General features: G+C 42.7%; 19 protein-coding genes. 7 read left to right on the top strand and 12 right to left on the bottom strand.

Annotated features, from left to right (window positions below):
• Positions 1-18: 18 nt before the first annotated feature.
• Positions 19-1,674 (bottom strand): PucR family transcriptional regulator, encoded by a 1,656-nt coding sequence (locus M3152_RS15680; protein WP_251696541.1) that lies wholly within the window; start codon positions 1,672-1,674, stop codon positions 19-21.
• A 108-nt stretch (positions 1,675-1,782) separates the two neighbouring features.
• Between M3152_RS15680 and M3152_RS15685 the strand changes: the two genes are divergently transcribed.
• Positions 1,783-2,655: an alpha/beta hydrolase gene (locus M3152_RS15685; RefSeq protein WP_251696543.1), complete on the top strand. Its 873-nt coding sequence runs from the start codon at positions 1,783-1,785 to the stop codon at positions 2,653-2,655.
• A 51-nt stretch (positions 2,656-2,706) separates the two neighbouring features.
• Here the strand turns inward: M3152_RS15685 and M3152_RS15690 are convergent, their stop codons facing one another.
• Entirely contained in the window at positions 2,707-4,083 is a 1,377-nt protein-coding gene (locus tag M3152_RS15690) for a uracil/xanthine transporter (RefSeq protein WP_251696545.1), read from the bottom strand.
• Positions 4,080-5,039: a DUF2877 domain-containing protein gene (locus M3152_RS15695; protein WP_251696547.1), complete on the bottom strand. Its 960-nt coding sequence runs from the start codon at positions 5,037-5,039 to the stop codon at positions 4,080-4,082. Before M3152_RS15695 ends, M3152_RS15690 begins: the two co-directional genes overlap by 4 nt.
• A gap of 211 nt (positions 5,040-5,250) precedes the next feature.
• Between M3152_RS15695 and M3152_RS15700 the strand changes: the two genes are divergently transcribed.
• Positions 5,251-6,888, top strand: a complete 1,638-nt coding sequence (locus tag M3152_RS15700) for a PucR family transcriptional regulator (protein ID WP_251696549.1) — start codon at positions 5,251-5,253, stop codon at positions 6,886-6,888.
• 40 nt (positions 6,889-6,928) lie between these two features.
• Here the strand turns inward: M3152_RS15700 and M3152_RS15705 are convergent, their stop codons facing one another.
• From M3152_RS15705 to M3152_RS15720, 4 genes are all read right to left on the bottom strand, one after another.
• Entirely contained in the window at positions 6,929-8,272 is a 1,344-nt protein-coding gene (locus tag M3152_RS15705; RefSeq protein ID WP_251696550.1) for an allantoinase, read from the bottom strand.
• 70 nt (positions 8,273-8,342) lie between these two features.
• Positions 8,343-9,701: an allantoinase AllB gene (gene allB / locus M3152_RS15710; protein ID WP_251696552.1), complete on the bottom strand. Its 1,359-nt coding sequence runs from the start codon at positions 9,699-9,701 to the stop codon at positions 8,343-8,345.
• Between the two features lie 77 nt (positions 9,702-9,778).
• Entirely contained in the window at positions 9,779-11,248 is a 1,470-nt protein-coding gene (gene allW, locus M3152_RS15715; RefSeq protein WP_251696554.1) for an allantoin permease, read from the bottom strand.
• Positions 11,249-11,557: 309 nt separating this feature from the next.
• Positions 11,558-12,955, bottom strand: a complete 1,398-nt coding sequence (locus M3152_RS15720; RefSeq protein WP_251696556.1) for an NCS1 family transporter — start codon at positions 12,953-12,955, stop codon at positions 11,558-11,560.
• 460 nt (positions 12,956-13,415) lie between these two features.
• Here M3152_RS15720 and M3152_RS15725 point away from each other — a divergent pair, with 460 nt between their 5' ends.
• The 5 genes from M3152_RS15725 (at position 13,416) to M3152_RS15745 (ending at position 18,055) form a co-directional block, all read left to right on the top strand.
• Complete coding sequence (locus M3152_RS15725; protein WP_251696557.1) at positions 13,416-13,715, top strand: hypothetical protein; 300 nt, start codon at positions 13,416-13,418, stop codon at positions 13,713-13,715.
• Positions 13,716-13,804: 89 nt separating this feature from the next.
• Positions 13,805-14,086 (top strand): hypothetical protein, encoded by a 282-nt coding sequence (locus tag M3152_RS15730; RefSeq protein ID WP_251696559.1) that lies wholly within the window; start codon positions 13,805-13,807, stop codon positions 14,084-14,086.
• A 68-nt stretch (positions 14,087-14,154) separates the two neighbouring features.
• Positions 14,155-14,502, top strand: coding sequence for a spore coat protein (locus M3152_RS15735; RefSeq protein WP_251696561.1), 348 nt, complete (start codon positions 14,155-14,157; stop codon positions 14,500-14,502).
• A gap of 202 nt (positions 14,503-14,704) precedes the next feature.
• Positions 14,705-16,771, top strand: coding sequence for a S9 family peptidase (locus tag M3152_RS15740; RefSeq protein WP_251696565.1), 2,067 nt, complete (start codon positions 14,705-14,707; stop codon positions 16,769-16,771).
• An 87-nt stretch (positions 16,772-16,858) separates the two neighbouring features.
• Positions 16,859-18,055 carry a DHH family phosphoesterase gene (locus M3152_RS15745; RefSeq protein ID WP_251696566.1) on the top strand — a complete coding sequence of 399 codons (1,197 nt, stop codon included), beginning with the start codon at positions 16,859-16,861 and terminating at the stop codon, positions 18,053-18,055.
• Positions 18,056-18,603: 548 nt separating this feature from the next.
• Here the strand turns inward: M3152_RS15745 and M3152_RS18035 are convergent.
• The 5 genes from M3152_RS18035 to M3152_RS15765 form a co-directional block, all read right to left on the bottom strand.
• Positions 18,604-18,729: a hypothetical protein gene (locus M3152_RS18035; protein WP_262177869.1), complete on the bottom strand. Its 126-nt coding sequence runs from the start codon at positions 18,727-18,729 to the stop codon at positions 18,604-18,606.
• Between the two features lie 361 nt (positions 18,730-19,090).
• Positions 19,091-19,858, bottom strand: a complete 768-nt coding sequence (locus M3152_RS15750; RefSeq protein ID WP_251696567.1) for a 3-hydroxybutyrate dehydrogenase — start codon at positions 19,856-19,858, stop codon at positions 19,091-19,093.
• Between the two features lie 114 nt (positions 19,859-19,972).
• Entirely contained in the window at positions 19,973-20,692 is a 720-nt protein-coding gene (locus M3152_RS15755; protein WP_251696569.1) for an ABC transporter ATP-binding protein, read from the bottom strand.
• On the bottom strand, positions 20,664-22,478 hold the full coding sequence (locus M3152_RS15760) for a branched-chain amino acid ABC transporter ATP-binding protein/permease (protein WP_251696571.1): 1,815 nt from the start codon (positions 22,476-22,478) through the stop codon (positions 20,664-20,666). Before M3152_RS15760 ends, M3152_RS15755 begins: the two co-directional genes overlap by 29 nt.
• Complete coding sequence (locus M3152_RS15765; RefSeq protein WP_251696573.1) at positions 22,479-23,378, bottom strand: branched-chain amino acid ABC transporter permease; 900 nt, start codon at positions 23,376-23,378, stop codon at positions 22,479-22,481.
• Between the last annotated feature and the right edge of the window lie 155 nt (positions 23,379-23,533).

Raw genomic sequence — 23,533 nt, forward strand, 5'->3', positions numbered from 1 at the left:
GAATGGCTGCCTCTGTACCTATTCTGCGTTTTCACGTTGGAGTAGTTCGTGAATTTTAAGTCCAACCCGTACAGACAGCATTTCTTCGGAGTCATCAAAGTCCATCCCCGTAATCTCTCTAACCCTTTCCAAACGATAGACAACGGTCTTATAGTGAACAAAGAGAAGTTTTGCAGTTTGGGCCGCGTTTTGATTGCACTCCAAAAAAGTTTGTAATGTTTCCAGCAAATCGGATTGATTCGCCTGTTGGTAATCAAGCAACTCCTTAAGGGATTTCGGGATGAACTGCAGCAGAGCCGATGAATCCTTAATATGACGCAGCAACCGAAAAATCCCAAGCTCCGAAAACGCTGTAATTGATGCCAGACCGTTTAACGTTTCGCCTAAATCCAGTGCATCATGCGCTTCCCGATAGCTTTGCGGGATTTCGGCAATATCTCCTACTGCACTTCCAATTCCCACTTGGACATCGATGTCTTTAGCTTGTTTTTGAATGACTGCTTGAATGGTCAGTGCTGTTTTCTTTATGTCTTCCATCCATGCAGCATCATTTTTACTCACCTTCTGAACTTTCCAAAGAACAATGAAGAGGTTGCTTTTGTTTGAAATGATACCGTTCGGCAAATAATGATGAATCGCTTCATTCACAAGGAAATGCGCACGGTCAGCCAGGTCGCCTTTTTGTTTCAAAGCGCCTTCCGACTGGCGATTAATTTTAAATAACACCGCAGCAAATGAACCAGTGAAGTCCCAACCGATGACGTTCGCCTTTTCATACACCGCTTGAATCGATTGGATTTTCCCGCTGATCAATTCCTCAATGAGATCGTTTTTATACTTCTTCTCCACTTCCGCCACGGCAAATTGCTTCACTAATTCTAAGGATAAGGAAGTCGCTGCGTTTTCGACAGCAATCAAATCCAATTCTCCAAGTGATTTATTAATTTCGCCAATCAATAAATACATTTTGTTATGGTTCAGCGCTTCTATCGGAACGACAATTTGATGTCCTTTCACATTATCCAGTTCAGGGTATTTTACAATTTGGCGATAGTGAGGAAATTTAATGCCGGAAGTCTGTTCGTAAAAGTGTACTTTCTCTACCATTTCGAATTGTTCAAGTTCAGGGTACGTCGATACAATGCATCTGAAATTCCTATCAAAAAGTGCAACCGGATTTCCAATTAACTTTTCAAGTGTGTAAATGATTTTCTCTAGACCTTTATCAGCAAGAGATAAAGCTGTAAATCGATCATGGATCTCCTTAAAGTATCGCAGCTTCGTGACCTGCTTATTGAAAAGCTCCCCCATGATCGGATACATGACATCGACAAAGGGAACTTCTTGCGGAAGCTGTATGATCGGCATTCTGTACTTTTCGCCGGCTTCAAGCAATTGATCGGAAATATCTTCACTATGCTTCTTAATGACAAGAGCACTCACGCTCTTTTCAGCTAATTTGGCGATAAACTCCTTTTGTTCCTGCACATTGAAATCCCGGATCGAATAAAGGCTTGTTAAGATCACTTCACCGCCCTTGATCCAATTCGCGATATCAGGTCCTTCCATAATCGTTACGCCTTCAATCACATTTTGAATAAACGTACGACCACTTAAAATTTCAGCATCCTTCATCGGCTCGATCGCCAACAAATCCTTTACTCTAAACTCCATTTGCCACACCCCTTTCCATGTATCCTAGAGTCCTTATCTCGAAATATTATTCCTCTTATTATACAATACTAACGAAAGCATATCTAACAAAGGAAAGAGCGTGACGTCATGTCAAAAACAACAATCATTTATAAACTGAAGGATAACTTCGAGTTGAAAGCGGACTTTTACCCAGCTGCAGAATCGTCCCGCCCAGTGATTGTCTATATACACGGCGGCGGACTTCTATGGGGATCCCGTGAAGATATGAAGAAAGAACAGATTGATTTTTATCGCCAAGCAGGTTTCAACATCTTTTCAATCGATTACCGGTTAGCGCCAGAGTCAAAACTGCCTGCGATTCAAGAAGATATTACAGACGCCCTCGACTGGATCGAACAAGAAGGGATCAAGCAGTTTGACTATGACCCGACGAATATCGCTGTTATCGGAAGTTCAGCGGGCGGATATCTCGCACTTCTGACGGGTACATTCCGGAACAAGCCGAAAGCAATCGTTTCCTTCTACGGTTATGGCGATATCACCGGAGATTGGGCGGTAAAGCCGAGCCCCCACTATTCTGCAATGACAACTGTACCCAGGGATTTGGCCAAAATGCTAGTTTCTGATGAAATCATTTCGGTAGGCCCGATTGAAAAGCGTTACGCCATCTACATGCACGCGAGGCAGCATGGTGTTTGGATCGAGGAAGTAAGCGGACTTATTCCAGTCTTGGCAAAAGACGAGCTTTCGAAGTACTGTCCACTGTTCAACATCCAGCCTGACTACCCGCCTACCCTTCTCCTCCACGGAACGAAGGACGAGGATGTCCCGTATGAGCAATCCGTCTTGATGGCTGAAGGTTTACAACAAAACGGAGTTGATCATAAACTGATCACTATTCCGGATGGGAAGCATCAGTTTGACGAAGACTGGCAAAGCCCGATCGTACAAAATGCATTTAACGAAGTGATCACTTTCTTAACCAATCAACTGAAATAAATGAAAAGGGCTGAGAGAATATTCTCGAGCCCTTTTCTTTATTCCTATTCATCATTCTGATTTACTAATGGCTCTATCGGGAAGAGAATCTACTGTTTCCTTTTGTTCCGTCTTTACTTCCACGCCGTACGTATCCCATTTGAAGAGGTTCTCCAACAGAAGGGCTAGAATGATTCCCACTAGCAACCCACTGCTTAGCAATGGACGGATCACGCCTGGAATCGTAACAAAATAAGTTGCCGGAAGAGTCATAATGACAACACCTACGAACAACGGAATTGCTGAACGATAAACGTTGACCGTATTAAATTCAACTTGCTTGAAGAAATTCAAAGAAGAATTCAGCAGAAGCAAATAAGAAACAAACAACGCAGCACTACCGATGCTTAACGGAAGCTGTGAGAAAAAGTGGCCGAGTGGCGGAATAAGTCCCATGATCAGGAACATGAATCCACCAAGAACAAACGGAATCCTTTTAATGATCCCTGTTTGGCTCAAGAAACCGATAGATGAAACGAATGGCGAGTTTGGAACAAGACCAAATATACCTGCAATGAGTGTGAATACACCTGTAATGGTGAATGATGCCCTGTATTCTCTCTTTGTCGTTTCCACCTCATACATGCTTTCCGTACCTTTTAATGCGCCAAACGTATTCGCAGTGTTCAATAAACCCGCTAAAATAGTCGTAATGATAATTCCGACGTCCCATGCAGGCTTCCCTAATGGGAATAATTCAAGGGTGAATTTTGTTGTTCCGCTTATTGTGCTTTCCGGCTTGAATATGAGCGCATAAACAATCCAACCGACGATAATCCCGATCAGCAAACCATATCGCCTAACACTTGAAGGAGCCTTCACACTAATAACGATGATCAGAATCGCAATGACAATCGCTAATAGTGAAACGGACAAGTCAATATGCGGGTTTACAGCCTGGTTGCCAAAAGGTATACCGAGCATCCCCTTTAAAAAGATCCCGATCAATTGACAGCCGAACAAGAACATAAATACACCCATCACTGCAGGAGTGAATAACTTGGCTATCTGAGGTCCGAGCCCTGTTACTCCGATCAAGAAAGTAATGATCGAGACAATAATAATACCAACCGTCAAGCTGCCCCCTAAAATATGCAATGGCATCCCCTGAGCCGCAGCTGTCGTACAAAGCGTGAGAATGACACCCCACCAAAGGCCAGATTGCCCTTCCATGATGGCACGTTTATGCCCAAAAAACGCTTGGATAATACAGGCCAGACCTGTAACGATAAAGGAAAGCTGAAGCATATTAACAATTGTCTCCGGAGAGAGATCAAATGCTGCCCCGACAGTGATCGGGATGACTACAATATTCGTGAAAATAAAAAAGAGCCACTGTAAGCCCGAAATCCAGTTACTTGATTTTAATAACTCCTTGATAACAATCACCTTTCTTTTTTATGAATAACGGCAGCTTTCATGCCGAGTAACATGCCTACTACTGTATCTGCACCTGACGTATGACCAATTTCCTTCATCTCTTCAAGGGCTTTCAAAAAATCAGCCCCGCGGGGTTTATCTAAAACATAACATAACTGCAGGAGATGGGAATGGAATTCGTTTTCTGTTGCATAGAGAAGGTATTCCAGAGCGACGTACGTCGTCCGTTTTTGACCATATTCATTCAGATAGGGTTTCAACTTCCGCAGAAACGTTTGGTCTGTCCCTTCCAGCGACGATAGCACTGCACAAATTCCGGTAATGACGTCATCTCCGCTCGGCGTAAGCCCTAGTCCCCTGCCAATCCAATAGTCGAAGACTTTTTTCTCGTCCAACTCATGATGCATAACAAGATTTTTCAAGTCATTCAATTTGTCCAGGACAGGAATTTCATCTATGGATGAAGTAGGGTCGACTATATATTGGATGATTCGTTTTTTCTCTTCCGTCGTTTCAGCTAAACCAGTATTCCAATCATCTTGAAGAAGCCGATTCGCTAAAAACATGAAGTTATCCTCAAGAGTAGTACGATTGTAAATGAAAGGCTGTATTTTATGATCTGTCCATTTTGCATCGCCTAACGAAAGCGTAATTCCTTTCGGGAACAGCACTGACATTGATTCTTCATCCCACACAGCTTCCAAATCGACAGCAAGCAAAGTAGTCAGCAGATGGGCACCCGCTTGTTCCAAACCGATTCCGAATGGTGCGAGGCCATTCCCCAATGCGCCAACATGGACAAGATGCCCACCGAAGGCTAAATTGAAACTAGTAGTAAAAACACTATGGACATGTCCGTTCGGGTTTGCCTTCAAGATACGGGAAACTTCATCGCTCGCTGCGATGGCCTTCAAAACAAACGCACCTCTATGACGATTTGAGTTTACATTTGTCGAATCAACCATTTCCTCACCCCATGAATGAATTCTATCCGAAACGTATAGTATTCCCTTATTTTTCGCCTATATCTATTCTAGTTTACATCTATTCGCTGGAAATTTCATTGTCTACTATGAACAAAAACACGCTTGATTTTTGTTTACTTTTAACGTACAATAAAGAGTGGTACGTATGTGTAATAGTCTAGTTGGGAATTCTATAAAAGAGGTTATGCTAATGAAAACAATAAACGATTTATTTATATTGGAAGGCATGAAAGAAAGCATTGTACTTGCGGGCCATCGCGGTCTTACAAGAAATGTGCAGTTTGTAAATATATCCGACACGCCGGACATCATCAATTTCTTGGCGGAAAACCACCTCCTTCTTACGACGGGATATGCATTCAAGGATGACCCTGAGAAATTCTGCGAATTGATTAAACAGATGCATGAGCTGAACTGTTCGGGTCTTGCCATTAAGATCAACCGATTCTTCAAAGAATTGCCCCGTGAGGTGAAACTGCTCGCCGATGACCTGGCATTTCCAATCATTGATTTGCCAACGAAGCATACACTAGGTGAAGTTTCCCGTCATATCTTGAATTATTTAAATGATGCTGAATCGGAACAACTCTATTATGCGTTGCATGTCCAAAAAGAATTTTCCGACATGATGATCAAAGGCTATAGCTTAACTGCGCTTATCGAGCAATTGGGGCATTTTTTATCCCGCCCTACCCTCCTACTGAACCACAGGGGAGAGAAAATCGCGCATAGTCACGATTTCCGGATGGATTCCATGAAGGTGGCCGAACAGGAAATCATCGATATAGTGAAAGCAGACTTAACTTCTGCCCGGGAAGGAAGTACCTTTACGATTCCTTCAAGGGAACATCAATCCATTTCCACTTTTCCTGTTCAAACAAAACGGCAGCATCCGAGCATGCTTGTCATTGTCGATTCAATGACTTTGCCTTACCCATCTTCACAAATGGCAATTGAACAGGCCGGTAACGTTATTACGTTTACGATTATCAAGGAGCAGGCGATCGAAGAAAACTCAAGGCTCCTCAAAAATAATTTCTTTGACGACTTGATTGAGAATCGAATTCATTCTGATGAAGAAATTTTAAGCCGTGCCAATTATTACGGCTTAAACGAGAACTTGAATAATATTTGCATCATTTGTACTGTAGACCAAAAAGGGCAGAATTACGAAGACCTACAGTTGTACGAGAAAAAGGCTGGAGAACTATACAATAGTATTTATGATCAGCTCGAAGATGAAATCGTTCATAGCGAACTGGACGGCATTTTATTTACGAAGGAAAAGTACTACGTTATGATCTTGCAATACGCTGATGAAGTTGACCCATCAGAAGTAAACGAATTCGTCGAGAAATGTCAAGAAAACTTACAAGGTGATTATTCGATCTCCTTCGGTGTCAGCAATACGGTTCAGTCCATTAAGGATATTACAACCGCTTATGCAGAAGCTTGTGAAGCAATTATGAGCGGATATGATATGAATATGCTCGGGTTCATCAATTTCTATAAAATGAAAGAGCTTGAGGATTTATTGAACACGATTCCTGAAAAAGATTTAAAAGCATTGTATGAAAATACATTGAAATCTCTCGCTCATCCGAAGACCAAGGAAAATCAGGAACTGGTCAAAACGATTCAAGTGTATTTGGATTCCCAGTGTGAGATTTCGGAGACGTCACGCCGCTTGTACATTCATCGAAATACTGTCAAATACCGTATTGAGAAGGCGGAAGAGATACTGAATTGCTCTTTCCGCGATCCGGCGCACTCATTGCGCATACGTGTAGCGTTAATGATCGGATCACTTTTAAAAGAAAATGAATAAAAACCAAAGCCCGGTTCGAAAGGGCTTTGGTTTTTTGTTTTTATTGAATAACAGTTGTTTTCTCAGAGACGATTTTATCGTTCTCGAAGACTACTTCTCCATTGACGATAGTCGTTTTAACTTTTCCTTTGAATGTCATGCCTACGTATGGTGAATGTTGGTGACGGTAGAAGAGATCTTCATTCTTCAGCTCAAAGCTTTCATTCAAGTCAACAATCGCGATATCCGCATCATAGCCAGCTTCTAGTACCCCTTTATTCGTAAGGCCAAATAGTTTAGCAGGGTTCGTTGCAGTCAATTCTACAATCTTCTCCAATGGAAGATTGCGTTTGAAATAGCCTTCCGTCAACATGATGTTCAATGTCGACTGAGCTCCTGAAATTCCGCCCCAACCTTCAAAATAGTTGTCTGTTATTGTTTTCATAGATGCCGGAGCCGGTGAATGGTCTGATGCGATGACATTAATTTCGCCGTTAGCGACAGCAGCCCATAGATCTTCGACTTCGTCTTGATCGCGTAACGGAGGACAGCATTTTGCCAAGCCGCCTTTTGCTTCAAAGTCTTGTACATTCAAAGCTAAATAATGCGGGCAAGTTTCAACTGTAATGTCTACGCCTCTGTCTTTTGCCTCCTGAATGACTTCGACGACTTTCCTGCTGCTCGCATGGACAACATGCAATTTACAACCTGTTGCTTCTGCATAAGAGATAATTCTTCTGACCGCTTCGATTTCAGAGATGATCGGTCTTGACTCGACAAAATCTCTTGCTGTGGTTTTACCTTGTTTTTGCTTTTCTTCGGCAAGCTGATCACAAATGACTGTACTTTCAGCGTGAACTGCAAGTAATGAGCCAAGAGATGCAATTTCTTTCATTCCCTTGAAAATCGTTACATCGTCCACATGATTGAAATCAGCGATACCACTCGGAGACATGAAAGCTTTGAATCCGATTACTCCATTGTCATGAAGATCTTTCAGGTCAGCAATATTTTCTGGAACAAGGCCGCCCCAGAAATATGGATTGACGATTGATTTTTCATCTGCGCAAGCCTTTTTCAAGTCCAGGTTCTCTTTATTGATCGTCGGAGGAGTACTGTTCAACGGCATATCGAAGAAAGAAGTCGCTCCGCCGGCAGCTAAGCTTCGGCTTCCTGTTGCAATTCCTTCCCATTCCGTTCTACCCGGTTCATTGAAGTGGACATGCGTGTCAATCAATCCTGGTAATACGTGTTTCCCTTCTGCATCGATCACTCGATCAGCCGTGCCTTGCAGCGCTTGGCCAACTTCTTGGATCTTACCGTCTTTAACAGCAATATCACCTTGGATAACGGATTCAGCTGTAACAATCTTACCGTTTTTAATAATCAAATCGTATGTAGTCATCTTTCATTCCTCCAAACACAAATTTACCTTTGCCATTGCCGGATTGGACAACGGCAAAGGTATGAATGAATTAGTTATTGGCAGCAATCAACTTGCCGACAGGTTCTCCGACAATGCCTTCTTCTAGGTCGAATACGACATGTCCGCGAACGATTGTTTTTGTTACGCGGCAGTCGATTTTTCTGCCTTCGTATGCACTATGTTTGTTTTTGTAGTAAAGATCTTCCCTCTTCACTGTGTACGATTGGTTCGGGTCGACTAAAATGATGTCCGCATCTTTGGATACTGCGATTTCACCTTTATGGGCAATGTTGAAACGCTCAGACGGGTTTGTTGAAATCAATTTAACGAACTCATGAACCGGAAGTCCGCGCTGTTTCACAGCCAAGTCAAACATGAGGTCGACGTTGTTTTGCGCGCCGCTAATTCCGCCCCATGCTTCCCAAATCGTTCCTTGCTTCAAGTCTTCCGTACAAGGCGAGTGGTCAGACGTCAGCCAGTCGATATTCCCAGCCAAAAGCTCGTCCCATAGTCTTGCTTGGTCTTCCGCTTTTCTGATTGGAGGCTGACATTTTGCCTTAGGACCAATTTCATCGACTTGATCGGCAGTGAATGCGAAATAGTGAGGGCAAGATTCAACTGTTACATCGACGCCTTCTTCACGCGCTTTTAAGATCACCTGGATAGCCTCTGAAGTGCTGATATGAACTAGGTGCAATTTACAGCCTGTTTCTTTAGCGAAAAGAATCGCACGTTGAACCGCTTCCACTTCTGTGAAAATCGGACGGGATTCCGCATATTCGACTCCGGAGTTTTTGCCTTCCCTTGCAAATTCCTTTGCAAGGCCAGACGGTACTGATCCGTTTTCCGCGTGGATGCATAGGATCTGATCCAATTCAGCCAACTTTTGCATGCCTTTATACAAAGTGTAGTCATCCACATTTACGAAATCATCCGGAATGTCACTTGTAATATCGGATAGGAAGCATTTAAATGCAAGAACGCCAGCGTCCGACATTTCCTTCAGCTTATCCACGTTTCCAGGGACGAGTCCACCGTAAAACGCGTAGTCGACGTAGTTCTGGTCAATCGCCGCTTCCAACTTAAGATCCAACGCTGCTTTGTTCGTTGTTGCCGGCAGGGCATTCAACGGCATTTCCACGTAGCTTGTTGTGCCTCCTGCAGCCAGTGATTTCGATCCTGTTTCGAATCCTTCCCACTCCGCACGTCCAGGTTCGCTGATGTGTACATGCGTATCAATCATTCCAGGCATGACATATTGGCCGGACGCGTCAATAACTTCCTTAGCATCATCCGTAATATTCTCGGCGATGCATGAAATCTTTTCATCCTTGATTCCTAAGTCAACGTTATAAACACCATCACGTAAAACCACTTTTCCACCTTTAATAACTAAATCGAATGCCATTTGAATTTCCCCTCTCAGTTATCAATGATTTTTTACCGCCAACTTCACACCAAACATCAGTTTCGCCATATATGGAATTACCTATTCTCTTTAGATAACTCTGGAGCTTTTCGCGTCAAAGCACCTTTTGAATAAGTCGATTCAAGCGCCGTGTAGAGAATAAATGCTGCAATGATTCCTACAAACCAAGACATATCATAAAGCGGTTTGAGGACAGGTACGACGTTTCCGATCAAACAAATCACACCTGCAATTATCGTTGTAATTATCGCATTTACATTGAATCCTTTTGTATAATGATACTTTCCCTTTTCCGCGTCATATAAAGCATTCAAATCAATTTTAGTTTTTGAAATTAGGAAATACTGGGCTAGCATGATTCCAGTAACTGGAGCTAGGATCCCGCCAATAATGTTTAAGAAAGTGAAAATACTTGTTGCATTTTCCATCAGCTTCCAAGGCATAACGAGAATTCCAGTTATTGCTGCAATAATTGCACCCGATTTGAATGTGAGTGTCTTAGGGAATAAAGATGCTAGTTGGTAACCAGCCGGTACAATATTTCCAGTTACGTTAACAGATAAAGTTGTTAAGCAAAGTGTTAGAACGGAAATAGCGATTGCAAATGTCCCGTCAAAACGAGCTACAACATCCAATACGTTCCATATCGGTGTTCCAAAAGCGATTTCAGATCCGACAATGATGGCGATACTTGCAACAGCGAATAGTAAATACGTTACAACAAGGCCGACAGTTTGTCCTATCGCTTGCGTCTTCGTCGATTTTGCAAGCTTCGTGAAATCTGAAGCGTTAACAATCGGTGCTGCCCATGCTGCAACGACTGCCGTTACAGCCGCGAAGAAAATAACTACTTTATTTCCTGGAACTCCTGTACCTGTATACGAAAGAATAGGACCGATTCCTCCAGCTAAGTTAATGGCCCAAATTGCCATTCCTCCAAAAACAATGTACACAAGCGGCGAGAGGATATTTGTAAACTTCCCTAGGAAAGCCATTCCTCCATAAATTAAAGCAATGTTCAATAACCAGAACAGTAAAAACGATATCAACGCTGGCAAAGATAACCCTAGAAGGTTCCAATCTCCACCTAATGTCAAATACGTCGGCCAAAGCTTACCAATTAAAATTGATAATGCTTGGCTTCCTGCGTACGTTTGAAACCCGAACCACATAATTGCAGAAATGACTCCTCTTAACACACCCGGAATCATTGCGCCTTTCGGGCCGTAAGATAAACGCAGCAACATCGCAAACGGCAATCCATATTTTGATCCTGCATGGCCATTTAGAACAAGCATCGATGCTATGACAATGGAGGCAGCCATAATTGCAGTAAACACTTGGCCGACCGACAATCCCAAAGCAAAAAGAGCACCAATGGCAATATAGTTTGGAATGTTATGAACCGAACCCATCCAGACCGTCAGGAAATTGCTTATACCCCATTTTCGTTCTTCTACTTTTGTGGGCAATACATCTTCACTATATCCAGCATTCTTCATTTTTTCTCTATCAAAAAGAGTCAAAAAAACCCCTCCTCAAAAATTTACCACTAGTAATCGAAACCTTTACTATAATGAGGTTCATCATCAATGTTCGTAAACATTGTTATCCCCCAACAAGCTTCACATCTACACTTAGTAGTGGACAACCTCATTATACAACCTATATTGATATACTTCTTTAGGTCACTTAAACAAAAGAATGATGTTTTATTAGATACAGTGGATAAGTCGGGGGTGAATAATAGACACTTTAGATAACTACTTGTGCAAGATGAACAAAATAATTGCCTCACGAAGTTGGATTCTCCATGAGGCAATTTGTACAATTCATTATTTCTCGAAAATGGTTCCTTTTTTGAAGCTTGAATTTTTAAATGCATATTTCGATAGAAGGTAGTAAGCTGTACCAGCTACTACTAAACCGATAATCCATGCAAGCTCAACCTCTATGAATGCAGCGGCTGCACCGATGAACATAGCAATCAACCCTGCTGGATTATATCCCGAAAATGATCCTTCGTCATTATACAGGTCAGTCATATCCACTTTCTGTTTTCGTAAAATATAATAATCTACGAGAAGGATGGAGATAACAGGTCCTAAAAATGCTGAATAGATTAGGATGAACATATTCAAACCTGTAGCCGATGACTCTTGGATAAGCAACCAAGGAAATGCACCTAAAGCAAGCAATCCTGTAATCGTTACAGATGCTTTATATTTCAATTTTGTCAGCAATGTAATGACATATGCCGGCGGAATGATGTTCGCCACCATGTTTGTTGCAATGACTGCTACGACGATAAAGGCTGATACGAACACAGAAACATAATCATTATTGAGTATGATTGGAAGTGCTTGTGCAGGGTTCGTTACACCTGTTGCAGCTGCCAACATTGCACCGATGACAATAACAAAACCGTATGAAATTGTTATTGGAATAAAGTATAATGCTCCACGCTTCTTATCACTCAAACCAGTTTTCAGCTCACGAGAATAGTCTGCAGCACTTACGAATATTCCTGCGTAGTTCCCCAAGAAGACCATGATGAGTCCGAAGAACGGCAAGCCCCATGATCCTTTAGCTTGTACCCACGTTTCAGCAATCTGAGTTGTATGTGAAGTCATAAGGATTCCAAACACATAGACGAGCGCTGCCATGAAAACGACCGATGCAACTGTTTCCACCCATTTAATTGCATGGAAACCGAAGAGCGAAAGGACAATCTGGAACAATTGAAGTCCGATGAAACAGATGACAACATTATTAAATGCTCCGTTTGTAACGATTTTCATTATTTCATTCAACGCAGTACCGCCTATCCAGCTTTGAATACCGTACCAGACGATGGCAGGTACACCGCGCAATAACGACGAAATGACTTTCCCTTTAATCCCGAAGGACATTCTAAGCTGTACAACGTACGGAATACCTTCCCGATAACCAAGTCGGTCATTCAATGCGAAGATAGTTGAAATGATCCCTATGGAGATCAGAGCTGCCAGGATTGTTTGGAAGATGTTCAATGTTGCTGCTCCCGCGACAATTACGCTGGCTCCCAACGTCATATTCCCTAAGTTAACCCCGTCACCGATCCACATGAAGACATAGTCTTTTGGCTTGACGGTCCTATCCTGCTCGGTTTTCGGATGCAGTGATTCATCCAACGTCGAGTTTTGTTCAACCTGAATTGCTTTTGAGTCGATAGCTTCATTTATTACAGTCATATCAACTGCCCCTTTCAATGCTGTATTTTCAACTGCATTTAGTTTATTTTGGCTGATAAATACTTTCCTACTAAAACTTTTTCATCTTGCATCACTTATTATACATAGCTTTATAGCTAAGGTCTTTATGTCTAGTGACCAAAATGCACAAGGCCTCGCTATGTACTGTGCATAAGGTTTTTACGATAATCACTAATTCAGCCAAACCTTTGTGCACTTTAACCAATGAATTTTTGACTTTCTGGCCTCTCCTTGGAATTCATTGGTACAGGTACCAACAATCAGAATCAATGAAAAGGAAGAACATTTCCCGTTTCAAGGGCATGTTCTTCCTTTTTATTATATAAGTGGTTCTACCTCTTGATCCTTACGGTTTTTTTCCTGTTATATGTATAGATGCCCTGCTGAAGTGGGTTTGCGCGAGTATACATATTTGTAAGTGCAAAAGGAGGTGATTTGAGTGGAAGACAAAAATAACCGCGAACAATTATATGGATTGTCGAGCCAGTTGATGGAGCTGTTTGTAGCTGATGTATTCTCCAAACACAAAATCAATGTCGATGGAGCAAAACAACGCATGACAGATGAGCAACGTGAAGGCTTGAAGCAGACAGTTGAACAGCTAAAAACTCAAGTAGAGGGCTTTTTGGAATCGAAAGCCGTTCGGAAAGTAACCGATACACAGGAAAAAACAGACGGACAGGCGCCTCATCCGCTACGAGAAGCATTCATGAAGAAGAAACAGCAGAAGCAAAAATAAAAAAAATGAACAGGAATAGATAATTTGTCCAACTCAAGAACTTTCCCGCACATGTAATAGAAAGAGAGAGGAGGGAAGAATAATGGACTATGACAATGACTATGACTATGAATATTATTCACGTGAAGATGACAGATGCAGAGACAGAGATCGAGATCGAGACAGAGATAGAGACAAAGATCGAGACAAATGCAGAGACAGAGATCGAGATCGGGATAGAGACAGAGACCGGGACAGAGACAAAGACAGATGCAGAGACAAAGACAGAGACCGGGATAGAGACAGAGACCGGGATAGAGACAAAGACAGAGACCGGGATAGAGATAGAGACCGGGATAGAGACAGAGACAGAGACAGATGGTCTGCATTAGATGCTGATTCAAGGCACCCAATCGCTCATTGCAGGAATGATAGAGAGAATACGGGTGCAGACGCGGAATTGGATACTGATATCGAACAGCTTTCCAACGAATTAATTGTCATCCGCGACTCTTGCGATGTCACTGTCAGAACGACTGACACGCAAGTTGCCGTGTCCCTGCAAGCAGCGCTCCAAGTAGCCATCGCGATTGTTGTTAACATCTCGATTGCTGATGGTACGAGGGCGGAACGAGTGACAGCTGAATTACTGGAACGAGCACAGATCCGGCAGACCAACCGCCAAAGACTGATCATCGTCAACTCCCGTGATATCGAAGTAACTACGGAAGACACCGATGTAGCGATTTCCTTGCAGCTATTGCTACAAATCCTCTTGGCATTAATCGTACAACTGGACATTCTATAAGGCCAAGAGAATAAGCAGTTCTCTACACCGAACGCCCCCGCGACTCCCAAGTTGACGGGGGCGGTTGTCTGCAAGGAAATCTCATTAGCCTAAAATATGCAATGACCCACATGTTTGTTACGAATCCGTCACGCTTCATTTTAAAAGAGGTATTTCTGTAATTATCACGAAACTACTATTTATAAGGAGAGGAGGAAATAGTATGAAACCACCTATAGCAAAACGGATTCCCCATCCCCATGAATTGCATGGCGATGTACGCGAAGACGACTATTATTGGCTGAAGGATCGCAATAACCCCGAGGTCATCAATTATTTAGAAGAAGAAAATCAGTATTTCGATGACGTCATGCGGCCTTTGGCAGAACAAACCGACCAGATTTATCAAAGCATGGTTGACCGTGTTCCCGATTCCGAAGTGAAAGTGCCTGTACAGAATGGACACTACTTCTATTATTCACGTTTGGAAAAGGACAAGCAATACCCGATCTATGCACGCAAGCAGGCGGCAAGCCGAGAACTAGTAGATGAGGCATCGGAGGAAGTGGTGCTCGATCTGAATGAATTGGCCGAGGACAGTGACTATTTAAGCGTGACGGTGCAGCGTATGAGTACCGATCATAACCGTCTGGCCTTTTTAGAGAACCGTGATGGCACCGATCGTTATACTATCCATATAAAGGACATCGAAACTGGCGAACTTCTGCCAGACCGGATTTCGGATGTATTTTTATATGGAAGTATGGAATGGAGCCGTTGTGGCGACTATATTTTTTACATTACTGTTGATGAGAATCAACGCCCTTGCAGATTATGGAGGCATCGATTAGGTAGTGACGTGAAGAGTGATGAGCTTGTCTATGAAGAAAAAGACGAGACATTTACGCTCTACGTGTCTAAATCGCAAAGCGGGAAGTTTATTTTTGTTTATTCACATTCGAAAACGTCAAGCGAAATTCGCATGTTGGATGCAGATGCCCCGTCATCCCCTTTGCAACTACTGGATGCGCGGCGTGATGGGATTCTCTATGATGTGGAGCATTGGGGCGATGACCTGCTCATACTGACAAACGAAAATGCGCTGAACTTTCAACTGCTCCGCTGTCCACTCAACGACATCAGGTCACGGGTGAATGTCATTGCGTATAGCGAAAATCGCTATCTTCAAGGTGTGTATCCGTTTCGTGATAAGCTTCTTGTCTCCGGCCGGGAGAACGGTTTGACGCAGATCTGGGTATTACAGGACGGCGAGTTGAATCCGATTGAATGGGATGAATCGCTCTATACTGTATCGGTTTTATCCGACCAGAGCTACGAGACGACTGAAGTGTTGCTTCAATATGAGTCGCTGCTTACGCCAAAAACGACATATGGACTGAATCTGTCAACCGGAGTGAAGCATAAATTGCAAGCGGCTCCCGTCAGCGGAGAATATGACCGTTCAAGCTATCGTCAAGAGCAATTATGGGCAGTCGCCGAGGATGGCGTCAACGTGCCTATGACCGTCGTCTATCGGGAAGATACGCTCGATGAAGGGCCTGCACCATTGATTCTTTATGGATATGGCTCATATGGAGCAAACAGCGATCCGCATTTCGATCCGTATCGTCTCCCGCTTTTGGACAAGGGTATCATATTTGTCACAGCGCAAGTGCGTGGCGGTTCCGAAATGGGACGGAGTTGGTATGAAGATGGAAAGATGGAGCATAAACGAAATACGTTCACAGATTTTATTGCTGCAGCGAAGCATCTTATCGAGCAGGGTTACACAACTCCAAACCAAATGGCGGCCCGCGGAGGCAGTGCGGGAGGCTTGCTCGTTGGCGCAGTGGCAAACTTGGCCGGAAATTTGTTCAAGGCAGTCGTCCCTGCCGTTCCATTCGTCGACGTCGTGACGACGATGCTCGATACGACCATTCCCCTGACTACGCTGGAGTGGGATGAATGGGGCAATCCACAAAATCGCGAGGATTACTTCTATATGAAGTCCTACAGTCCTTATGACAATGTGGAAGCGAAAGACTATCCTCATATGTACATTACAACCGGCATAAACGATCCACGTGTCGGTTACTGGGAACCGGCCAAGTGGGTTGCACGCCTGAGAGCGTTAAAAACCGATGACAACGTCGTTGTACTGAAAACGAATATGGGTGCCGGCCATTTCGGCAAGTCTGGCCGCTTCAACCATTTGAAGGAAGCTGCGGAATGCTACGCATTTGTTCTTGATAAGCTTGGTGTAAACGCAGAGGTTACAAGCCCCCGGTAAACGGGGGGTTTTTTTATTGAGAATGATCCGAAGATGGGACTGTCACCCGCGTAAATTGACTATACTGTCGTTCGAGGAGTGATGGATATGTATAAATTGTTGTCTCATAATGATTTGGACGGCGTTGGTTGCGGAATTTTAGCGAAGATGGCTTTTGGGAAGCAGGTCAAAGTACGCTACAATTCCATTTCCGGTCTTAATCGGGAAGTAGAATGGTTTCTGGAAAATGGGGATAAGGAAACATTCTTGTTCATTACCGATTTGTCTGTAAATGAAGAAAATGAGAATAGACTTGAGAGGTTTTATCAAGACGGTGGAAAGGTTCAATTGATTGATCACCATAAGACAGCGCTTCACTTTAATGAGTATGAGTGGGGGCATGTCGAAGTCGAGGATGAGGAAGAAAAGTTAACTTCGGCGACCTCCCTATTATATGAATACCTTGTGACACATGAACACATGGAACCGTCTGAATCTATTGCCGAATTTGTCGAGCTCGTCAGGCAGTATGATACATGGGAATGGGAGAAGAATAATAATCAGAGTGCACAACGTCTCAATGCCCTCTTCTTTCTTATGACTATTGAGGAATTTGAAGACAAGATGATCAGTCGACTCTCTTCGGATGAACATTTTAACTTTGATGAATTCGAAAAGAAGCTACTTGATATGGAAGAAGATAAAATCGAACGCTATATTCGTCGGAAGAGAAGAGAACTTGTACAAACGGAAACAGGTGAACACTTTGCGGGAATCGTCTATGCGGAATCCTATCATTCAGAGCTAGGCAATGAACTTGGCAAAGAATACCCGCATCTTGATTACATTGTAATCCTGAATATCGGGGGGAAACGAGCCGGTTTCCGAACAATCCATGAGCATGTTGATGTATCCGAAGTGGCCGGTCAATTCGGTGGAGGCGGACATGCAAAAGCTTCTGGATGCTCTTTGACTACCGAGGCTTTTCAACAGTTTGTTTTGGACACGTTCCACTTAGAACCTTTAAGGGAAGATGCGCGGCGAAATCGATACAACTTGAAACATTCTTCCTTCGGTTCCCTCTATAAAAACCGAATGGACGATAGCTTTTTCCTCTACCCGGAAAACGATCAAACATGGGTAATTAAGCAAAATGACATAAAGGTGGAACAGACCTTTACTAGCTTTGAGGAAGCGGAGCGTTTCCTTAAAAGAAAGTACGAAGCATGGCTTGTACGGGACGACGCTTTCGTCGATTATTTAATGGAACAGGTAAAGGCTAGTAAGCAGACTGAAAAAGCCTGATCCAATCTATAATAGTAAAGGGACTGTCCATAATATCAGCAAAAAATGATTTTCATCGTTAGCCTTATTTTATAGGCTCTGATAAACAATACAGTGTTGATTTCTGCTTCAGGCGGACGCTTTCCGCGGGCGGTCCGTGAGCCTCCTCGTCGCTTCGCGCCTTGCGGGGTCTCACCTGGACACGCTTGTCCCGCAGGAGTCGCCGCCTTCCACTCCAATCAACGAAGCTACTTACAATCAATAAATACATCAAATATAAACCATATATGGTTGAAAACCTCATACAAACAATTGTCCAATCAATTAATAACTCAACGGTTCGGTGTTAGCGAAAATCGGACATCCATTTATATTTCCCCTGCCATTTTGTTTGTGGCCAAATTAGTTAATTGCCGATTAAGTTCCTATAGATGACCTAAATAGTAACCTCTCTACATTGAGAGGTTACTTCAGAGTGTTGACAGAAAAGTGTCTTGGATTTTTTCCGATTTTGGTTCATGTTACGCCATGATTGGCATTCTCCATGTCCAGCTGGCCAGCTTATTCGACTAATGGATAGATAAGGAGAAATCAATCGCAGCATCCAATTTACGAACCAGATGGTCTTGTGGAACTAACTGCTCTATAGTCAGCATTTCCAACTGTTCACCTTCATTGATTTGATTTTTCGTCATCATATGCATATCCATTACCTCATTTATTTTATAAAAGACACCGTTGATTGGAGTGGAGGTCGGCGACTCCTGCGAAAGCCGTTACGAAGAACGGCTTTTGCGAGCACAAGCGAAGCGTTGCGAGCAGGATGTGGATGCTGCCTTAATTTCTGCAAGGAACGCAGAAATACGGCTAATCGAACCCTACGTTGTTCGATTGGCTGAAGCCGTGCCCGCGGAAAGCGTCCGACCGCAGCGGAAATCAACTTTGTTTAGTTTCAACACTATTTTAATAGAAAAAAGACTATAGGCAAACACCAAAATCTCTTGTGTTTGTCTACAGTCAGAAGTGAAGTAACCCTCCAATTTGCTAGGTTACTCGTTAATGCACCGTATATCCGCCGTCCAGCACGACCGCTTGACCTGTCATGCCTTTCGCTGCATCGCTCGAAAGGAACAGTGCTAAATCGGCAACTTCCTTAACATCTAACAGCCGCTTCTGAGGCACTAATGGATAAATGATTTCCTCCAGTACGGATTCGAGTGGAACATTGCGTGTCGTCGCTAAATCTTGGAACTGATTGCGCACTAATGGCGTGTCAACATAGCCAGGACAGATTGCGTTTACCGTAATCCCATCCGCTGCCGTTTCGAGAGCCGCGACTTTCGTCAACCCGATTACACCATGCTTGGCTGAGTTATACGCAGCTTTTCCCGCAAAGCCGACAAGTCCATTAATGGAAGCCATATTCAAGATACGTCCAAATCCATTCTCCCTCATATGCGGCAATACGAGTTTCGTTGCGATAAATGGAGCTGTCAGCATAATCTTCACAAGCAATTCAAATCGCTCCGTCGGAAAATCCTCGAGCATCGCAACATGCTGCATCCCAGCATTATTAATGAGAATATCAATTCTTCCATAATAAGTAATTGCTTCATTGATCGCCTTTTCCAGATCTGCTTCGGACGTGACATCACACTTAATACCAATCGCATCTCCACTCAGTCTTTGGGCAGCATCCTTCACTTTTTCCCCATTAATATCTGAAAGTACAACTTTAGCGCCTGCTTTAGAAAACTCTTGGGCAACTTCAAAGCCGATCCCTTGTGCAGCTCCTGTTATAAATAAAACTTTTCCTTCTACCATGTGAATTCCTCCCCACACAAAATACAGGGCGCTTACGAGATGTACCTATAACGCTCCAAAGGTTAAACTGTCTTCCGGTAATCGAAATACATAACAGCGTATTTTACATATCTGTTAATTCGGTGAAGCTGCACCTAAATACGTTTTTACCAGACCGTCATCCCTTAATAAATCTCGTGATTGTCCGTGTAACTTCACCTCACCTACTTGTAAAACATAAGCCCGGTCAGATATAGCTAAAGCAGCCATTGCTAATTGCTCGACGACCATTACCGTCTTGCCAGATTTCTTCAACTCTAGTAGCGTGTCGAATATCTGTTTTACAAATATAGGTGATAAACCCATGGATGGCTCATCAAGAATAACAAAATCAGGATCAGACATAAGCGCTCTGGATACTGCTAGCATTTGTTGCTCTCCACCGCTTAATGTACCCGCATGCTGCCATCTTCTCTCCTTTAGTCTCGGAAATCTTTCATATTCTCTTTCTATAAGCTCTTGAATTTTTTGTTTTTCTTTTTTAATCGAAAACGCACCTAGAATTAGATTATCCTCTACAGACTGATCACCAAATACTTGACGGCCTTGAGGGACATGGGATATCCCAACCCCTAAAATTTTATGAGCAGGTGTACCTGTAATCACGTTATCTTTATAGCGAATCGTACCCTCCTTCGCCTTCAGCAACCCCGTTATCGCTTTCAATAGCGTAGTTTTTCCGGCCCCATTAGGACCAATAACAGCAACAATTTCACCCTCATTCACTTCCATTGTCACATTGTGTAAAGCGGATGCCCGACCATAACTAACTGATAGATTTTGTACCTGCAACAAGCTGGTTCACCTCTTCCCCACCAAGATAGGCCTCAATTACTCTTGGATCGTTTTGAATAGTTTCAGGAGTTCCCTCACAAATTTTCTTACCAAAATCTAATACTGTAATATAATCACAAATATTCATAACGATATCCATATGATGCTCAACCAATATAATAGACAACCCTGCATTCTTCAGACGTTGGATGACATCCATGATTTTTTCAATTTCTTTTGGACTGGCCCCTGCTGCCGGTTCATCTAAAATAAGTAACGAAGGTTTTAAAGCTAACCCCCTAGCTATTTCAACTAATCGCTGTTCCCCATACGGCAAGTCAGATGCTTTTTCATGGGCTTTTTCTTCTAAGCCAACAATTCGTAAAAGATCATAGGCTTTTTGTGCATAATAGCGCTCTTCATCAGAAACTTGGCCTAGATATAATACGTTTTTCAGGAATCCTGTTTTGAAATGAAGATGAAAACCAACCATAACGTTCTGTAAAACGCTCATGTCTTCAAACAACTGCAGGTTTTGGAACGTTCTCGTAATCCCTTCTTGCGCTATTCCATGAGGAGCATATTTTGTAATGTTCTTCCCTTTCCAAAGCAGGTTCCCGCCAGTCGGCATATAGACTCCGCTTAGGACGTTAACTGTCGTACTTTTACCTGAACCATTCGGGCCAATAATTCCGTGAACAATTCCACCCCAAACCTCGATTTCAACATCGTCGATCGCTTTTATTCCACCAAAATGCATTGAAATATTTTCAAGCTCCAGAAGCTTTCCATTAATCCCGTCAGGTAAATCGATTGTTGCCTCCCGATCATCATGTAAGATTCCTAACTCAGTAGTAACTTTCTTACTAGAAAGCTTTTTAAAGAACGAAAGATTGGTGAAGGCACCCACGATACCATCTGGTAAAAGGATTAGTGCGACTAATAATATTCCACCAAAAATCATTAAATGATAATCTACAAAGTTGTGTAGGAATTGCGGTAACCCAACGATAATCGCTGTCCCTATAATAGGTCCTATCTTTGTTCCTGATCCTCCGATAATAACCGCGATAAGGAACAGAATTGATAAATTCAATTCAAAAGTGGTACTACTTATAAACTGATTTTGAAAAGCGAAGAGCCCTCCACCTAAACCTGCTAAAAAAGCGGAAATTGAAAAGGCCAAAATTTTCCAACCTCGAACATTTATCCCTAGCACCTCTGAAGCAACCTCACTATTTCCAAAAGCAGTCATGGTCCGACCATAACGACCTCTAAAGATATTTGTTGCGCCTGCTGTAATAATTACAGCCAACAGACCAATAAACCACATATACTCAATTGGACCAAGTTCAAAACCGAATAAGGATGGTTGCGAAGTTCTGACGCCTGCCGGACCTCCAGTGACATCTACCCAGCGGTTAGCTATAATACCAACCAATTCTCCAAATGCAATTGTTACCATTGCCAAATAAGGACCTTTCGCTCGTAACGACAAAAGAGCTACCACGGCTCCAAATAAAGCAGCAACTAAAGCAGAGATAACAATACTTACGAAGAAATTCAATCCTACTTTCATGGTAAGTATTACAGATAAATAGGCTCCGATCGCATAAAACCCAACATGCCCCAAGGAAAGCTGTTTGGAGAGACCGACAAGTAGATTTAACCCGACGATGACAATGTAAGTAATTAAAAATGACTGGGCTACATGGATCGTATGAGCATTATTAAAAACCCAAGGAAATGCATATAGGAGAACGAGCGGGATACCAATTTGATAAATCCACCATTTTGCTTTTGTCATTTAAAACTTCTCCTTTACTCGTTTTCCAAATAACCCTTGAGGAAGGACTGCTAAAATGACAAGAATTAAAAAGAACGCAGCAGCTTCTTTCATGGATGTACTATATAGAGCAAAGAGATTTTCTGATACACCTAGTAAAAGTCCTCCGATAAAAATGCCCCGTGGATTTTCGATACCGCCAATAATTGCAACCGCAAATGCTTTTAATCCAAGGAAAAGACCAATAAATGCACCTGGATGTACCATAGGCCCGACTAAAACGCCACCTACTCCTGCTAAGGTACCTGCAATTATAAAAGCAATGGAAGCCATTAACCGTGGATTAATGCCCATTAGTGAAGCAGCATCCTTATTAAAGGCAACCGCTTCAAGCGCCTTTCCGAATAACGATTTCTTTAAGAAAACGTATAACAGTAACATGATAACTGCGGCGCCAACTAGTACAAATATTTCATGATAACGGATTTTCAATATACCTAAATCTAAAATAGCGCGTCCAAATGGAGATGGGGCCATCAAAACATCTCTTCCCCATATAAGCATAGCTACGTTTCTCACGACCATGGCAACGGCCACAGTACTTAATATCCAACCAATGGAATGCCAACTTCGTAACGGTCGAATAGCGACTTGTTCCAATGCCCAACCGGAAATACCCACTACGATGATTACCAATAGCAAGGATGCTATAAAGGCAATCCAAACACCCATGCCTGCTGCTGTTATTGCCGTAAAGGTAGATAATCCAATAAGTGAACCAAGCATGACAAAGTCACCTTGACCAAAGTTCATCGTTTTAGTTGTAATAAAAGTAATATAGTAGCCTTGGGCGATGATCGCATAAACACTTCCATACACTAACCCATTAATAATGGCTTTTAATACATCTGTTAAATCCAAAGCAAACGTCCCCCTTGTAATTTGCTACAGAAAACAGCAAAGGTGAAAAGGGAAATCTTCGTATGGACTCCCCTTTACACCAGAACAAATGCGCCTTGGCGTATTTGTTTCCTGTGCGCTGCGCTTTCGGCACAAAAAACATTTGATGAATATAG

The sequence above is a fragment of the Sporosarcina luteola genome, assembly GCF_023715245.1.
Taxonomy (GTDB): Bacteria; Bacillota; Bacilli; order Bacillales_A; family Planococcaceae; genus Sporosarcina; species Sporosarcina luteola_C.

Coding starts and splice junctions, on each gene's coding strand:
- M3152_RS15680 (WP_251696541.1), bottom strand. CDS start 1,674: ATGGAGTTTAGAGTAAAGGATTTGTTGGCGATCGAGCCGATGAAGGAT.
- M3152_RS15685 (WP_251696543.1), top strand. CDS start 1,783: ATGTCAAAAACAACAATCATTTATAAACTGAAGGATAACTTCGAGTTG.
- M3152_RS15695 (WP_251696547.1), bottom strand. CDS start 5,039: ATGGTTGATTCGACAAATGTAAACTCAAATCGTCATAGAGGTGCGTTT.
- M3152_RS15700 (WP_251696549.1), top strand. CDS start 5,251: ATGAAAACAATAAACGATTTATTTATATTGGAAGGCATGAAAGAAAGC.
- M3152_RS15705 (WP_251696550.1), bottom strand. CDS start 8,272: ATGACTACATACGATTTGATTATTAAAAACGGTAAGATTGTTACAGCT.
- allB (WP_251696552.1), bottom strand. CDS start 9,701: ATGGCATTCGATTTAGTTATTAAAGGTGGAAAAGTGGTTTTACGTGAT.
- M3152_RS15720 (WP_251696556.1), bottom strand. CDS start 12,955: ATGACTGTAATAAATGAAGCTATCGACTCAAAAGCAATTCAGGTTGAA.
- M3152_RS15730 (WP_251696559.1), top strand. CDS start 13,805: ATGACAATGACTATGACTATGAATATTATTCACGTGAAGATGACAGAT.
- M3152_RS15740 (WP_251696565.1), top strand. CDS start 14,705: ATGAAACCACCTATAGCAAAACGGATTCCCCATCCCCATGAATTGCAT.
- M3152_RS15745 (WP_251696566.1), top strand. CDS start 16,859: ATGTATAAATTGTTGTCTCATAATGATTTGGACGGCGTTGGTTGCGGA.
- M3152_RS18035 (WP_262177869.1), bottom strand. CDS start 18,729: ATGACGAAAAATCAAATCAATGAAGGTGAACAGTTGGAAATGCTGACT.
- M3152_RS15750 (WP_251696567.1), bottom strand. CDS start 19,858: ATGGTAGAAGGAAAAGTTTTATTTATAACAGGAGCTGCACAAGGGATC.
- M3152_RS15760 (WP_251696571.1), bottom strand. CDS start 22,478: ATGACAAAAGCAAAATGGTGGATTTATCAAATTGGTATCCCGCTCGTT.